The sequence below is a fragment of the Burkholderia sp. MS389 genome, from assembly GCF_016899425.1.
Classification (GTDB): domain Bacteria; phylum Pseudomonadota; class Gammaproteobacteria; order Burkholderiales; family Burkholderiaceae; genus Burkholderia; species Burkholderia sola.
In genome coordinates this window covers 196,510-211,830 of sequence record NZ_CP045994.1, presented here as the reverse complement: position 1 = coordinate 211,830, position 15,321 = coordinate 196,510, and the positions used below count along the sequence as shown (strand labels likewise).

Annotated in this window: 11 protein-coding genes; 2 read left to right on the top strand and 9 right to left on the bottom strand. The window is 63.8% G+C overall.

What is annotated here, in order from left to right; translation table 11 throughout:
* Window positions 1–161 precede the first annotated feature (161 nt).
* Window positions 162–1,688, bottom strand: coding sequence for an aldehyde dehydrogenase family protein (locus tag GJG85_RS00940; protein WP_050015884.1), 1,527 nt, complete (start codon window positions 1,686–1,688; stop codon window positions 162–164).
* Window positions 1,689–2,019: 331 nt separating this feature from the next.
* On the opposite strand from GJG85_RS00940, the gene GJG85_RS00935 reads away from it, so the two are divergent.
* Window positions 2,020–2,448, top strand: coding sequence for a pyridoxamine 5'-phosphate oxidase family protein (locus GJG85_RS00935; RefSeq protein ID WP_050016022.1), 429 nt, complete (start codon window positions 2,020–2,022; stop codon window positions 2,446–2,448).
* A gap of 18 nt (window positions 2,449–2,466) precedes the next feature.
* Here the strand turns inward: GJG85_RS00935 and GJG85_RS00930 are convergent, their stop codons facing one another.
* Window positions 2,467–4,056 (bottom strand): MFS transporter, encoded by a 1,590-nt coding sequence (locus GJG85_RS00930; protein WP_050015882.1) that lies wholly within the window; start codon window positions 4,054–4,056, stop codon window positions 2,467–2,469.
* Between the two features lie 155 nt (window positions 4,057–4,211).
* Between GJG85_RS00930 and GJG85_RS00925 the strand changes: the two genes are divergently transcribed.
* Window positions 4,212–5,096: a LysR family transcriptional regulator gene (locus GJG85_RS00925; protein WP_050015880.1), complete on the top strand. Its 885-nt coding sequence runs from the start codon at window positions 4,212–4,214 to the stop codon at window positions 5,094–5,096.
* Window positions 5,097–5,138: 42 nt separating this feature from the next.
* Here the strand turns inward: GJG85_RS00925 and GJG85_RS00920 are convergent, their stop codons facing one another.
* From GJG85_RS00920 to GJG85_RS00890, 7 genes are all read right to left on the bottom strand, one after another.
* Complete coding sequence (locus tag GJG85_RS00920) at window positions 5,139–5,450, bottom strand: hypothetical protein (protein ID WP_124631507.1); 312 nt, start codon at window positions 5,448–5,450, stop codon at window positions 5,139–5,141.
* 135 nt (window positions 5,451–5,585) lie between these two features.
* The gene (locus GJG85_RS00915; RefSeq protein ID WP_089488031.1) at window positions 5,586–7,025 is read right to left on the bottom strand and encodes a hypothetical protein; all 1,440 of its coding nucleotides are present in this window, start codon (window positions 7,023–7,025) and stop codon (window positions 5,586–5,588) included.
* Between the two features lie 21 nt (window positions 7,026–7,046).
* Window positions 7,047–7,334 (bottom strand): PAAR domain-containing protein, encoded by a 288-nt coding sequence (locus tag GJG85_RS00910; RefSeq protein ID WP_046547487.1) that lies wholly within the window; start codon window positions 7,332–7,334, stop codon window positions 7,047–7,049.
* A 1-nt stretch (window position 7,335) separates the two neighbouring features.
* Entirely contained in the window at window positions 7,336–8,865 is a 1,530-nt protein-coding gene (locus GJG85_RS00905) for a hypothetical protein (RefSeq protein ID WP_143328857.1), read from the bottom strand.
* Window positions 8,840–12,397: a type VI secretion system Vgr family protein gene (locus GJG85_RS00900; RefSeq protein ID WP_204383539.1), complete on the bottom strand. Its 3,558-nt coding sequence runs from the start codon at window positions 12,395–12,397 to the stop codon at window positions 8,840–8,842. Before GJG85_RS00900 ends, GJG85_RS00905 begins: the two co-directional genes overlap by 26 nt.
* 636 nt (window positions 12,398–13,033) lie before the next feature.
* A complete protein-coding gene (gene eutC / locus GJG85_RS00895; protein ID WP_050015872.1) occupies window positions 13,034–13,828 on the bottom strand; it encodes an ethanolamine ammonia-lyase subunit EutC in 795 nt (264 codons plus the stop codon).
* Window positions 13,825–15,222, bottom strand: a complete 1,398-nt coding sequence (locus GJG85_RS00890; protein ID WP_124631503.1) for an ethanolamine ammonia-lyase subunit EutB — start codon at window positions 15,220–15,222, stop codon at window positions 13,825–13,827. The genes eutC and GJG85_RS00890 overlap by 4 nt, the downstream gene beginning before the upstream one ends.
* Window positions 15,223–15,321: the final 99 nt, after the last annotated feature.

Sequence of the window (15,321 nt, the reverse complement as noted above, 5' to 3'; positions counted from 1 at the left end):
GCGTGGGCGCACCGGGCCGCCGCGAGCCCGCGACGACCGGAATCGTTAGCGGCGCCGGCTGCGCGGCAAAGCGCGACCGACGCCGACTGCCGAACAAGGAATCGAACCGCGCGAAGTGCCGGGCCCAACCGGCCCCGACACTTCGCCACGGACTACGGCGATCAGAAGAACCCGAGCGCCTCGGCCTGGTAGCTGACCAGCAGGCACTTCGTCTGCTGATAGTTCGACAGCGCCATCTTGTGCGTCTCGCGGCCGATGCCCGACTGCTTGTAGCCGCCGAACGCCGCGTGCGCGGGGTACAGGTGGTAGCAGTTGGTCCACACGCGGCCGGCCTCGATCTCGCGGCCCATCCGGTACGCGCGCGTGCCGCTGCGCGTCCACACGCCCGCGCCGAGCCCGTAGAACGTGTCGTTCGCGAGTTCGATCGCTTCCTGCTCGTCCTTGAACGTCATCACCGACGCGACCGGCCCGAAGATCTCTTCCTGGAACACGCGCATCTTGTTGTTGCCGAGCAGCATCGTCGGCTTCACGTAGTAGCCCGTGCCGAGGTCGGCGGCCGGCGCCGTACGCTCGCCGCCCGTCAGGCATTGCGCGCCTTCGCCGCGGCCGATGTCGATGTACGACAGGATCTTGTCGAGCTGCTGCTGCGACGCCTGCGCGCCGATCATCGTCTGCAGGTCGAGCGGGTGGCCGGACTTGATGCGCTCGACGCGCGCGACGGCCTTCTCGATGAAGCGGTCGTAGATCGATTCCTGGATCAGGATCCGCGACGGGCACGTGCACACTTCGCCCTGGTTCAGCGCGAACATCGCGAGCCCTTCGAGCGCCTTGTCGAGGTACGCGTCGTCCTGGTCGAGCACGTCGGCGAAGAAGATGTTCGGGCTCTTGCCGCCCAGTTCGACCGTCGACGGGATCAGGCTTTCGGCCGCGGCGCGCAGCACGTGCTTGCCGACCGGCGTCGAGCCCGTGAACGCGATCTTCGCGATCCGCTTGCTGGTCGCGAGCGCTTCGCCCGCTTCCTTGCCGAAGCCGTTCACGATGTTGATCGTGCCGGCCGGGAACAGGTCGCCGATCAGCTCCATCAGCACGAGCACCGACGCGGGCGTCTGCTCGGCCGGCTTCATCACCACGCAGCAGCCGGCTGCGAGCGCCGGCGCGAGCTTCCACGCGGCCATCAGCAGCGGGAAGTTCCACGGGATGATCTGGCCGACCACGCCGAGCGGCTCGTGGAAGTGGTACGCGACGGTGTTGTCGTCGATCTCGGAGATGCCGCCTTCCTGTGCGCGGATGCAGCCCGCGAAGTAGCGGAAGTGGTCGACCGCGAGCGGCAGGTCGGCCGCCATCGTCTCGCGCAGCGGCTTGCCGTTGTCGATCGTCTCGGCCACGGCCAGCAGCTTCAGGTTCTTTTCCATCCGGTCGGCGGCGGCGAGCAGCAGGTTCGAGCGCTCGGCCACGGACGTCTTGCCCCACTTGCGGCGCGCGGCATGCGCGGCGTCGAGCGCCAGTTCGATATCGTCGGCGCCGGAGCGCGGGATGCGGCAGAACGGCTGGCCGTTGATCGGCGACACGTTCTCGAAATACTCGCCCTTCACCGGCGGAACCCACTTGCCGCCGATGTAGTTGTCGTATTGCTGACGGTACGGGTATTCGACGTCGAGGCCCAGTTGTTTCAGGTCAAACGGGTTCATACATGTCTCCTGTTCATCGTGCTTGTGTGAGTAGAGCGCCGGTTGGAATGCGCTGATCCCGTTCATGCAACATGCGTGCCAAACGGAACGGGCGGGAGCGGGCGCACGTCGATCGCGGCCGGCGCGGGTTCGCACCGTGCGGTGTTCACGTCCGCAACACGGCCGGTGTACCGATTCTGAACACCGCGATTGCGCAACGATGGGGCCGGTGTTCGGAATTTCCACAGTGCGCGGCGGCGCGCTGCCCGCCAGCGCGCGCCGCGCCGCGTGGCATGTCGCTTGCGTGCTTGTCGCGGATTCACACGCCACGGCGCACACGCCGACCGACACCATGAACGATCGCGGTCCGCTGACCGACGACGCCATCGCATTCATCCGCGAGCAGGCTTTCCTGATCGTCGCGACCGCCGATGCGGCCGGCAACGCCGACTGTTCGTACCGCGGCCGCCAGCCGCGCGCCGACGGCTCGTTCGCGCCGCTCGTCGATATCCCGGACCGCCGCACGCTGGTGCTGCCCGACTTCGCGGGCAACAACCTGCTCAACACGATCGGCAACCTGCTCGTGAATCCGGCCATCGCGCTGCTGTTCGTCGATTTCGTGCGTCAGACGACCTGGCTCGTGCAGGGCCGCGCGACGCTCGACGAGGATGCGCAAGCGCGCGCGCATCTGTGGCCGGATGCGTTGCGCTATCTCGTGATCGATGTGGAATGCGCGCAAGCTCGCGCGGAGGCAGGGCTGCCGCCGCTCGTGCTGGCGTGACGCGCGGCGGGTGAGGCTTTAACGAGCGGACGATGCGGGCACGGCGGCGTCGGCCTGCGCGGGGCCGTCTACTTCATCGCCCGCTTCGTCGACAGCCGGCCGCCCGCCGAGAAACCCGAACACCACCACCGCGCACAGCACCGTGACGACGGCCAGCGCGATCAACAGCCGGTCGAATGCGTGCGCGTAGCTCGCGACCAACGCCGCACGACCGACGCCCGGCAACGCGGCAGCCGCGCCCGCGAGATCGCCGGTCGCGAGCCGCGCGGCGGCCCGCAGCGTCGCGTCCGGCGTGCCGGCGGCCCCTGCCGCCTGCGCAAGCCCCGCTTGCGCGAGCGCGGCCAGCACCGCGCCGACGATCGCCAGCGCGATCCCCTCGCCGGCCACGCGCGTCGTGCTGAAAATGCCCGTCGCCATCCCCGCGCGCTCCTTCGGCACGACGCTCACCGACAGCCCGTCCATCAGCCCCCACGGCATGCCGGCGCCGATGCCGATCGCGAGCATCGGCGCGATCGCCGCCGGCCCCGCGCCGCCGCGCAGCGCGATGCCGAGCCACACGAGCCCCGCCGCAGCGACCAGCAGCCCGAGCCCGGAAATCACGCCGGCCGACAGCCAGCGCGTGAGCGTCGCCGCGACGAGCGGCACGACCAGCATCGGCGCGGAGATCGCGAGCATCAGCCAGCCGGCGTCGATCTCGCTGAAGCCGTCGATGCCGATGAAGCGCAGCGGCAGCACGACGAGCAGCACGATGTAGCAGCAGCAGGTCGACACCGGCAGCACCTGCACGCCGACGAAGCGCGCGATGCGAAACAGCGACAGGTCGAGCATCGGCCGCGCGACGCGCGTCTCGATCGTCACGAACGCGCACGCGCCGAGCGCCGCGCCGGCCAGCAGCGCGATCACGAGCGGGCTCGACCCGCCGCGCGCGGGCGCCTCGATCACGCCGAACGTGAACAGCGTCAGCGCGGCCGTGAACGCGATCGTGCCGGGCCAGTCGAGCCCCGTCGCGTGCGGATCGCGCGACTCGTGCATGCGCGGCAGTCCGAACGCGAGCGACAGCACGCCGGCCACCGCGCCCGTCACGAAGATCGCGCGCCAGCCGTAATGCCCGATCAGCCCGCCGGCGAGCACCGGCCCGAACGCGAGCCCGATCCCGAACGTCGTGCCGAGCAGGCTGAACGCACGCGTGCGCGCCGCGCCGTCGAATTCCTGCGCGAGCGCGGCCGTGCCGCCGGCCAGCGCCGCGGCCGCCGCGAGCCCTTGCGCGGCGCGCAGCAAATCGACCGCGAGGATCGACGGCGCGAACGCGAGCGCGACCGACATCAGCGTGAAGCCGCCGACGCCGATCGCGAACAGGCGCTTGCGGCCGAACTGGTCGGCCAGCGCGCCCGACGCCATCAGGAAGCTGCCGAACGCGAGCATGAACGCGTTGGTGATCCAGTTCATCGCGACGGGGCTGCCGTGCAGGTCGCGGCCGATCGCCGGCGTCGCGACCGCGCCGCCCGAAAACGACAGCGGCAGCGCGACGGCGGCCATGCAGACGGCGGCCAGCACCCATGTGCGCCGGCGCGCGGCCAGGACTGCAGCAGTTGAAACAGGGTGATCCATCATCGCTCCTCAAAAGCCGGCGCGGATGCGCCATCAGAGCGACAAAAGATAAATCGGATTCAATCCGCGAAAAACCACGCGAAGCTCCGCATATAACGGACTACAATTCCGCAATTGCCCCGCTAGCGTGCGTCGTCCGCACACCGTTCGATTCGATGGAAAACCTCACCGGCATCGTCGCGTTCGTCCGCGCCGCCGAAGCGCTGAGCTTCGTCGCGGCCGGCCGCGCGCTCGGCATTTCGGCGTCGGCGGTCGGCAAGACGATCGCGAAACTCGAGCAGTCGCTCGGCGTGCGCCTGTTCAACCGCACGACGCGGCGCGTGACGCTCACCGACGAGGGGCGGCATTTCTACGAGCGCTGCCAGCGGATCCTCGAGGATTTCCGCGACGCGGAGGCGACCGTGACGGCGTCCGCGCAGCGCCCGCGCGGCAAGCTGCGCGTGAGCCTGCCGGTGATCGGCTACCGCTTCCTGCTGCCGGTGCTGCCCGAATTCCGGCAGCGCTATCCGGACGTCGAGCTCGATCTCGATTTCAACGACCGGATGGTCGACGTCGTCGAAGGCGGCTTCGACGCGGTGATCCGCAGCGGCCCGCTGTCGGATTCGAGCCTGATGTCGCGGCGGCTCGGCCCGTTCGCGTTCGTGCTGTGCGCGACGCCCGCGTATCTCGCGCAGGCCGGCACGCCGCGCACGCCGCGCGAGCTCGACGCGCACGACTGCGTACGCTACTGCTTCCCGACCACCGGCAAGCTGCAGGACTGGGCGCTCGCGGCCGACGACGGCACGCCGCTCACGCTGCGCACCGCGATGACCTGCAACAACATGGAAGCGCTGCGCGGCGCCGTGCTCGCGGGGCTCGGCATCGGCTACATGCCCGACTTCCTCGCGCGCGACGCGCTCGAACACGGCGCGCTCGTCACCGTGCTCGACGACTACCGGATCGCGCCCGGGCAGTTCTCGATCGTGTGGCCGTCGAGCCGGCAGTTGTCGCCGAAGCTGCGCGTGTTCGTCGATTTCCTGTGCGAGCGGCTGTTCAGGTAGCGTTCAGTCCGGCGCCAGTGAATCAGGAACGCCGATGCGACGTCATACGTCGCCGTTTCGGGCCGCGCGTATCTGCCGCTTCATCGCACGGTCATACGCCTCAAAACGCTGCCACGCATCCGCTGTGCGCACATGGGGCCGTTCCCGATGTGAACTGATCCACCACGGCTTGCCTCGATGCTCATACCAGCGCCACACCGCCGCCTGCGCAATCTCGTGTTCCCGGTCAGGACACACGCCGTCGACGACATCCTCTATATGAAAGATGCATGCGAGATGCCATCGCCATCGATCGCACAGTTCGTCTGCGATCAGCCCCACCGTGAAGCCCAGAAAGATCAACGCGTATTGCAAAGGGGTTGCCGTACCCAGTACTGCCGACGCATACCCCTAACTCGCAGTCATCCAGACGGCACACGCCAGCAGCGAGAGCCACCACAACGCCACGAACCGGGAAATGCCGAATTGCCGAAATGCCTTCATCGCTGCTTACCCGTATTGGCGCCACACGTCGTCGGCATAGAGCCGCTGTGCGAGGATGCGCCAGCCACCACACAAGATCACGACGACAACCATGACACTGGTGAACACCGTTTCGAACGTGCCCCACGCCTTGTCGGGGGACAGCAGCATCCCGAATACCCACATCGCCACACACGCGACGAGTTCGACGGCTGGGAACAGGTTGTACTCGTAGTCCGTCTTCCACGGCGCGTCCACGCTCGGCAGCTCCTTGACGACAAGATTGAGCGCGACGCCGTCCTCGTGAGGCAGTGCGACAAGCTGCGCCCCCTGACCATATAACGCCATCTTGCCGGCCAGCGCCTGAAGGACCCAGCGCGCGACCGGAGCCTGCGGACCAATCGCCGGATCTAGCGCATGCGCGTCAATCTTCAGATCGGCATCCCTGACCGCGCCCAGCGTCGCATGTTGCGCGAGCCCCTTGAGCCGGCTATGCCAGAAGTGACGGATACGCTCGCGTGGCGCCTGCGCCGCGTTGAGCAGCAACGCCAGCGACCTATCGACCTGATCGGCTTCCCCGACGACCTGACGAAGTAGCCAAGCCTGCCGCTTTAGCTCAGGTTTTTCCTGTACGAGCGCGCGCGAACCGAGCAGAAGCGCAACCGCGGCTTCCGATGTCGCCGGCGCAATGCCGGGGGCGTCATCATTCAAATGCCATGCGACAACGAGGCGATACTTCGGAGTTCCGTCCACTGCATAGTGGCTAGAGGCAAACGGCGAGTCGCTTTTGTCCGTGAACCAGTTCTCCGCAAAGTTCACGTTGCGGTCGTTGTCGATCCATCGAACACAGGGCCGCCCTGGCAACTTCAGGCGCTCCCACACAGCCTTGACGTCCGTCGACCATTCCTGCCGGTCGCACTGCATCACGATTTCGAATGAGTTGCTGCGCGACGCCTCAGCCAGCCGCGCCGCCAGTGGCGTCAGAAGGGTTTCCAGCAGGCTGCTGACGCGTGACGCGACGTGGGTTGCGTCGAGGCCTCCAAGCAACATGACCTTCCCCGGATTCTCCGGTGGACTGCCTTCCAGTTTCAGCATGCGTTCGGCCAGGTCGGCTTCGGGCGTGAGAATGACACTGTCGAGCACGGCCATGCCTGCGCGGCTGAGTCGCTGCCATCGGACCAGCAAATGCCAGCGCGCCGCATTCCTGACCGCTGCCTCAAACGCCAAGCCGTCGTAAAACGACGAATAAAGCGCGGCGCAGATCGTGAGCCAAAAAGTAAACGGGACCGCCAGCGCGGAGCGCGTGAATTCCGGCGAGCCAACTGGTTTGCCCGCCGGCCACGTTATCACCGTATAGGCCAGGCACACGCCCGCGATCACGAGGAACAAGACGAGGTAGACCCATACGGGTGGCGGTTTGGGGTGCTGCCACTCGGGCGGCACGCGTTGATCCCAGCGAAATTTCATCGCGTCTCCGTGAATATCGCGTCACGCTTCGATCATCGAGTGGCGCTGCGATGCAATCAGCCGCGGCGACGGATGACACGCGCACCGGCAAAGGTCGTCTTCGAGCGCGGGCTGTTTGTCGCTCAGTTCATGGTCCGAGCGCTCACCGACCGGCTCGATCCGGCCAATGGTGTTGCACGCAGGACATTGGACCCGCGCGCCCACATGGCTCAACTTGCGATCGTCGAGTTCAACGTCATCAAGGCCGTCAAGCACGACGCCGTTCGCCGTCGTCCGGTCATGCTGATAGATCAGCGCACGTTCTCGCATTTCAGCCCCCCACCCATTCCCATTCAGCGTTGCCGGCGTCGTTCGAAATCGACGGCATCGGCTGACCGCGCCGCATCGTGACGATGCGGGACAGGTCATAGCGGTATTCCGGCGTCGAGTAGTCCGCATTCGTGCGCACGCGCGCCACCCAACGGCCGCCACGCGGACACGCCGCGCCGGGCAAGCTGAACTGCTCCGTGCCTTCGACGTAGGCGGACGAGAATGGCTTCGTGGGGGTCGGGGCACTGCCTTCCCATACCCATTGCACCAGTCCGTTGAGATGGACGCCGTCTCCGGACTCCATCGGCATCCTCACGCTGTCGGTCGTGGCGATGTCGCCGGCCTTGAACGGCATCACTTGCAAGCTGCGGTAGCTGCCGCCGGCATTCAGACGCACTGCGCGATACAGGCCGTCCTCAGCGAACGTATCACCGGGCTTCACCGCGTGATATGACATGTTTGCGCGATGCGTGGTCTCCCACTGCTCGCGCTCCTGTGGTGTTGAAGGATAGTCCCGATCGAAAGTTATTTGGCTTTTAATCGGACTAAAATCGACATGCGTTGACAGTCCCCAGCCATAACCCTCGTATTCTATTTTCATAAAAGTCACACCGGAAAGCTCGTACACACCTTTTGAAATTTTATTATCCGGAACAGCCTCGACCCTCAAAACCCTGCCTTCACCAGGATTGAGCATGACAAATCCATCCCGAAATTCATTTTTATTTATCAGTGTTTTACCCGCCAAATTAAAACCCCAATCATCGCGAGGCTGCATCCTCCCAAGCTCACTAAACGGCGCAATGGAAAGCCCTCCACCCCGAGTATTACCAGGCAATAGATCCGGAGTTTTAAATTTAATCCATCGATCGCCGGAATTGATAAATCTGACCGACACGATGTAATGATCGCCTTTATGCTCGATACTCACGGTCTCGAAATCCAACTTGATGATCTTCCGACCACCCGAGCGTGCTTGCTCGGATAGCCTGAGAGGTGCGTCAAAAACCTGACGCCTGAAGCGCTCTGGAATCAGACGCAATGAACCTGATCTCCGTACGGCTTTGCCTTCGTCTTGGCAGATAACGCTGAACGTTGCGGCAGGATCATGGGTTTCTGGTCCGCCAGACTGAATATCCTTGTCACACAAAGTGTGAGCTACGTCTTTCAGTTGCTGCGCATCTTTATTCTGCAGACTGAGAACAAAAACACCCACACCAGTTTGTGCTTCGTCGTTGATAGTATCCCCTTTGGCAAAATAAAACCTTCCTTCACCATCAAAAGTCATTTCTCTCGAGCCATATTCAAGGCCACCAGACCACGAAAGGGAAAACGCACCCGGCTTCATGACACTGTTGCTGAAATCATTCGCCATAACGAATCCATCTCCCATCCATACAAGAATTATCAACAGCGCCAGCTTTCGAACTACGTTAGAAAACTGCAAATCACTCCTGTCCAACAAGAGTGCCCCCCATATTTTGGGCTCACCTTTCGTTATCTGTTCATGCTTTCTTGACTGGCGCGTCATAGCCGACCCTCCACAACTTGTTGGTATGCGCGGAGAACCACCTACGGATGTATTCGAGGTAATACGGGGAGATCGTCGCCGTCGGCTGAAGACATCCACCGCCCATCAGATTGGTTTCAGTTTCAATAATCCAGAACGTATTCTTATCTTTATTTGCATCGGCAAGCGCAAAATCGATATTCACGCCATCCCTGACATAAATCGAGTGCACAAATCCCCCTTGCTGCCAGTATTCGTCAGGAAAATTAAAGAGATGCCCGATTTCATGCGCTTTTGTTTGCGTAAATCTTTCCGCATATCGCCCTGTTGTCACCTGCTTCTGATACTCTTTTTCCGGCCAATTCATAGCATCTGCCCGCTCAGTCGTCGGATACAGGTTAATGGTGATGTTCGGGTTGAGCACTGGCGCGTCAGCCGCCCTTACCACATGCACATCAGCACAGAATTTGACGGCGATCCGGCAACCGCAGGCGCCGCCCTTCTGACAGCCATCAAGAATCAGCTTGTAATTACCCTGATTCAATGTCCTTTCAATCTGGTTCTTGTAGGTTGAAGCGTCAACTTCCTTCGGGTCACGTTCGACCTGCATCAAGCCATGCTCGTCAAACGATTTTCCGGAATTGGCTCCATTCCTGAACGTTTCATATTGCACTACAATGTACCGGTTATTTTCGTCGCGCAACGGCTCTCCTGTTACCCGATTCATTTTCACCAGCAGTCGCGGCACCAATGCGGTAACGACCTTCGCCGTCAGCGTTTTATTACTCGAATCGTAGTTGAACTGGCATGTGGTGAGCGCTGTTCCGGCACACATAACCGGATCGTCACCATTTTTAAGTCTCTCATTTCTCGTCCAACCGTATTTCTGATACGTCGGCGTCTCCCGCATCATGCTGACTGACTCACTAAAATCAGCCAGTTGCCAATTACACGGAGCGGGACTTAATAGCTGAATCGGATCAGGCCTGATGCACTTTTGTTGCTCATTGTCCGGATCGTTAACTGTCAGGCCGCGATCGCTTGACACTCCTGCGTTCGCACTTGATTTCCCACCGAAGATGTCCCCCAGGGATGATGGCGGCACTGTTGCGCCGGTATCTGACGCACGGACCGGCGGCACGCCCCCTCTATTACCCTGTGACTCCCATTGCGCCGGGTTCGGCTCAAGTGCCAAGGCCGGCGCTTGTACAAAATTCGGATTGGTACGCCAGACCTCACACTCCGTCTTGAACGGCACGAAAGCCGGCGCGAACGCCGCGCCGCTCAGGTCCAGTTGAGCCGGCCCGGTCTTCTTCAAGCCACTTGTCCTGAAGTGCACACGGCCGCGCGAGCCCATCTCGATCCCTTCCGGATTCACGCGGATATACGAGCCGCCGACGCTGAGCAGGACTTCCTTCGGCGACTTCACGTGCAAAACGCCATTGACCGTTTCGACCGTCATGTCTTCCTGCGCCGCAAGCTGCATGCGGCCTCGCTGGGCCTGCACAATGACCTCGCCGGCCGACGCGATCAGGCTCATGCCCTTCCGCGCGAACAGTGACAACCGACCGCCCGCAGCGGCGGTGATCCTCTTGAGCGCGCTGAAGTGGACTCCTTTCTTCGCGGTCCCGATGATCGAACCATCGGCGGCGAGTTGCACGCCGTCGCCCGAGACCACGCCAACCGGTCCCGGCGCAGTCACGACCGCACCCGGCCTTTTCAATTCGTCCAGCCCGTCGCTGATCGCCTTTTGGGCCTGGGTATCCGCAGGCGATGCCTTCGACGCCTCGGCCGACTTCGCCAGCGATTCAGCTAGCGCCAACATTTCCTTGAGTTGCGCGATCGTCTCGGCCATATCAAGCTGCTTGCCCGCGCCGCCCGGCCGGTCGTAGGCCGTCACCATCACACCTGCGCCGCCTCGCGCAACCGCATGCCCTGAAGTCCGCAGTTCGGCACCCGCGCCTCGCTGGTTCAGTGCGCGGTCCACCATATGGCCGAGATGGAGTTGCGAGCGGCCAGAGTGCTGCGTACCGAGTTCGATGCCTTCCTGATTGTCCCAATCGTCCATCCAGAACGTATTGCCGGATTGCGTTCGGATCTCGTTACGCGACATGCGCCGTCGTGACGAATTAATCAGGTCGGGGCACTCGCTATTGTGGATAAAGGCCGCAATAAAGGGCTTGTTCGGATTGCCTTCGCGAAAGCCGATCAGTGCTTCGTCGCCGTCCAACGCGGGCATGTGCATGCCCGTATGGTTCCTGCCTGCGAACGGCTTGGCGAGCCGTAACGGAACGCTTTCCCCACCCTTGGGCCAGTTGCCGAAGTCGCAGTGAAACCGCGCAACGTACTCGCCTTTGTCGGTCAGGTAGGCGAATTTGTACTTGTCAGGCGACGTAATAGTCGCGCCTAGCGTGCCGGGAATTTTCGGCCACCGACGCTCGTCAATTTCCCGCCGGTACGGGCGATCGGCCGGAATCGCCGTGAAGCTGTTCACATAGCTCGCGTTCCGCGCGCCGCGATGCACGACCGCTGTCACGAACATTGCCGCGCCGGCATCCTCGAGCGCCCGATCAGACTGCACGATGCTGCCAGGCCGGATCGCCAGCACGGTCGACTCCACCGAGTAACGAATCTGGCTGGCGCGTGCCGCTTCATGGCGCAACTGTGCGTCGCGTTTGGCCCCTTTGGCGTCGTCGTGATGCGTGCCCCAGACATAGGGCTTGCCGATCATGCTCTCGTCGTCCGATACGGCGCGGTCCTCGGCACGGAAGCGCTCCCACGCCTGCTCGGGGTTGTAGTCGGCAACCACATAGGATTCCGGCACGACGCGCGAGCGGACCTTGAAGGAAAAAATCGATTCCTCGAAGGTCGCCAGCCCGGCAGTAGGACGATCCAGTACAGGTATCGCGGGGCGCATATAGCCGTCAACGTCGTCCGCGATCACCAGCACGTCGCCGTGCTCGCCGGTCCTTGTGTAGCAATACAGGCCCGCTTGCTCCATCTCGAGCTTGATGTAGTCCCAGTCGCCGATGTTGTACTGGAAGCGCAATGGGTGCCTGGGATGCTCGCGGCGTAGATTGAATTCGACCTGTATCCAGAAGCGGAGGTCGTAACGCGCCAAAATCTCCTTGATGATTTCCCACGAGGCCATTCCCTGGTACGTGGCGCAATTGCTCGGGCCGTCCATGACGGCCAGATGCTGGCGCATCACAATACGGTAGGTGTAACCATCACGAGATTCCGATACGGAGTCGAACTGCGTCACGAAGCCGGCAAATTCGCGCTTGGCGCGTCCGTCCTCGGGTCGAACCGAAAATTTCGCGAGTTGCCCGAGCACCGTCTTTCTCGGAATCGCAACCGGTGCGGCAACGACCGCCTTGACGCTGTACGGCTCGCAGATCGCCTCGCGCACGACCCACGATACGACCGACACCGTGGGCATGGGAGGCAGTTCGCCCGTCTCCGGATCGCGCTTCGACTTGCGCCGCATCAGCGTCAGATGCGCGGATTGCCGCCCCGTCAAATAACTTGTCACGCGATCGAATTCCGCCATTCTTATCCTCGTTATATCGGGCGCCAGCCATATCACATCGAAACGCGGCCGCTATCCATGGACAAACCATTGCGGAAAATCTGCAACAAATGAAATGAGGCCAACCGAATCAACCAATCCGATTCAATCGTGCGTCAATCCAACAGTCGCTTTCGCCTTGGCATCAGCCGGATGGTGCTGCTGGCCTTGGTCACGCGTGCAGCAAGTGAGCTGCTGGTGAAGGAAAGATGGGGCGGTACGTTCGACTCGTCACTCATCGGGTCTCCTTTCTCGACAAATCGGTGATGGTTGCGCCACACGAAATTTGCGCGAATGAGAAAGATGAATCAATCAGACGAATTCGAAATTCGCAATGCGAATTTTCAAGAGCGCTGACCGGCGTCAAATGCGCCAGTAGTCGCGCGCGTTCAGGGCCGATGAGCCCGGAAGCCGTGCAAAGGATCGAGGTAGTGGTTTGCCAGGTGCGCGAAACCCAATCGACGGACCGATCGAGACGGAGCGCGGCAATGCCAAGATGCGCGGCACTTGCAACGCTCGCGCCGTCCCCGCGTGCGGCAAGCAATCAACGTGTTGCGCCGAGCCGGCAGTTGTCGCCGAAGCTGCGGGTGTTGATGGACTTTCGATGCGAGTGGCTATTCAAGCAGCCCCGATCCGCTCCGCATGAGCCGGCGGCGCCAACGCGTCGCTGTCGTCCTTCAGCCCGACGCCCGTCAGCCCGAGGCGGCGCGCGTGCGTCATCAGGTAATGCAGCTTGTGCGCGGCGGCCGCGTGCGGCAGCCCTTCGGGCCGCACGTTCGAGATGCAGTTGCGCAGCGCGTCGTGACAGCCGACCTTCGGCGCCCACGTCAGGTACACGCCGAGGCTGTCCGGCGAGCTGAGCCCCGGCCGTTCGCCGATCAGCATCGCGACCACCTTCGCGCGCAGCAGCTCGCCGATCTCGTCGCCGAGCGCGACGCGCGCCTGCGTCGCGACCACCACCGGGCCGATCCGCCAGCCGTCCGCGTCGAGCCGCGGCCGCACGGCCTGCAACAGCGGCAGCGCCTGCTTCGCGGCCGCGAATGCCGACAGCCCGTCGCCGACCACGAACACGACATCCGGCGCGTCGTCGAGCGCCGCCCCGTAGCCGGCCAGCAGCCCGCGGCTGTCGTCCGACAGCTTGCGGCCGAGATCGGGCCGGCGCAGGTAGTGGTCGCGGTCGGGCGCGGCGCTCTGGACGCGCAGCGTCGGCAGCATGCCGGCCGCCTCGATCTCGCGCCGCAGCGCATCCGCGTCAAGCGGCTGGTGCACCGCGTCGCGCGCTTGCGCATGCGACAGGTTGAAGGCCAACAGCGGCGCGGTCGGCAGGCTGTTGCCCGCGCGGCCGAGCGCGATCCGCGCGTTCGTGAACGACTTCAGCTGCGCCCACGGATTCTTCTCGACGGCGTCGCTCATGCGGAAATCCCCATCCAGTCGGTCGCACCCGCGAGCAGCGGCACGCGGGCGTTTGCCGCGCGCAGCGCGCCGTGCGCGTCGGCGATCTCCATCGTCTCCAGCCATTCCTCGAATTCCGGCGCGCGGCGCAGGCCGAGCACCTCGCGTACGTAGAGCTGGTCATGGAACGACGTGCTCTGATAGTTGAGCATCACGTCGTCCGCGCCCGGAATCCCCATGATGAAGTTGATGCCGGCCGCCCCCAGCAGCGTCAGCAGCGTGTCCATGTCGTCCTGGTCGGCTTCCGCGTGGTTCGTGTAGCAGATGTCGCAGCCCATCGGTACGCCGAGCAGCTTGCCGCAGAAGTGATCCTCGAGCCCCGCGCGGATGATCTGCTTGCCGTCGTACAGGTATTCGGGCCCGATGAAGCCGACCACCGTGTTCACGAGGAACGGCTCGAACTTGCGCGCGACCGCATACGCGCGTACTTCGCAGGTCTGCTGATCGACGCCGAAGTGCGCGTTCGCCGACAGCGCGCTGCCCTGGCCCGTCTCGAAATACATCAGGTTGTTGCCGACCGTGCCGCGCTTGAGCGCCAACGCGGCCTCGCGCGCCTCGCCGAGCAGCGCGAGCGAGATCCCGAAGCTCGCGTTCGCCTTCTCGGTGCCCGCGATCGACTGGAACACGAGATCGACCGGCGCGCCCTTCTCGATCGCCGCGATCGTGTTGGTCACGTGGGTAAGCACGCACGACTGCGTCGGCACGCCGTAGCGCTCGCGGAAGCCGTCGATCATCGCGAGCAGCTTCACGATCGCCGCGAGGCTGTCGGTGGCCGGGTTGATGCCGATCATCGCGTCGCCGCAGCCGTACATCAGCCCGTCGAGCATCGACGCGGCGATGCCCTTCACGTCGTCGGTCGGGTGGTTCGGCTGCAGCCGCACCGACATCCGGCCGGCCAGCCCGACCGTGTTGCGAAAGCGCGTGACGACGCGGCGCTTTCTCGCGGCCGCGATCAGGTCCTGGTTGCGCATCAGCTTCGACACGGCCGCGACCATCTCGGGCGTGAGGCCGGGCGCGATCCGTTCGAGCGCCGCGCCGTCGGCCGCGGGCGACAGCAGCCAGTTGCGGAAATCGCCGACGGTGAGGTGCGAGATCTCGGCGAACGCGTGCGCGTCGTGATCGTCGATGATCAGGCGCGTGACCTCGTCGTCTTCATACGGGATCACCGCTTCGTTCAGGAACGCCTTCAGCGGTACGCCCGCGAGCGCGATCTTCGCGGCGACGCGCTCCTCCTCGCTCGCCGCCGCGACGCCGGCGAGCTGGTCGCCGGAACGCAGCGGGCTCGCCTTCGCGAGCAGCGTCTTCAGGTCCGCGAAGCGGTACGTGCGCGGACCGATCGTCTCCGTATAGGACATCGTTCGAATCTCCTTGCCAAAAGCCGACGGCGCGCCCGTTCGACGGGGCGCGCCGGATGCCGTCAGGAACGGCCTTTCACGTTCACCGTCGTCACCGTG

Coding starts and splice junctions, on each gene's coding strand:
- GJG85_RS00940 (WP_050015884.1), bottom strand. CDS start 1,688: ATGAACCCGTTTGACCTGAAACAACTGGGCCTCGACGTCGAATACCCG.
- GJG85_RS00935 (WP_050016022.1), top strand. CDS start 2,020: ATGAACGATCGCGGTCCGCTGACCGACGACGCCATCGCATTCATCCGC.
- GJG85_RS00930 (WP_050015882.1), bottom strand. CDS start 4,056: ATGGATCACCCTGTTTCAACTGCTGCAGTCCTGGCCGCGCGCCGGCGC.
- GJG85_RS00925 (WP_050015880.1), top strand. CDS start 4,212: ATGGAAAACCTCACCGGCATCGTCGCGTTCGTCCGCGCCGCCGAAGCG.
- GJG85_RS00915 (WP_089488031.1), bottom strand. CDS start 7,025: ATGAAATTTCGCTGGGATCAACGCGTGCCGCCCGAGTGGCAGCACCCC.
- GJG85_RS00910 (WP_046547487.1), bottom strand. CDS start 7,334: ATGCGAGAACGTGCGCTGATCTATCAGCATGACCGGACGACGGCGAAC.
- GJG85_RS00905 (WP_143328857.1), bottom strand. CDS start 8,865: ATGACGCGCCAGTCAAGAAAGCATGAACAGATAACGAAAGGTGAGCCC.
- GJG85_RS00900 (WP_204383539.1), bottom strand. CDS start 12,397: ATGGCGGAATTCGATCGCGTGACAAGTTATTTGACGGGGCGGCAATCC.
- eutC (WP_050015872.1), bottom strand. CDS start 13,828: ATGAGCGACGCCGTCGAGAAGAATCCGTGGGCGCAGCTGAAGTCGTTC.
- GJG85_RS00890 (WP_124631503.1), bottom strand. CDS start 15,222: ATGTCCTATACGGAGACGATCGGTCCGCGCACGTACCGCTTCGCGGAC.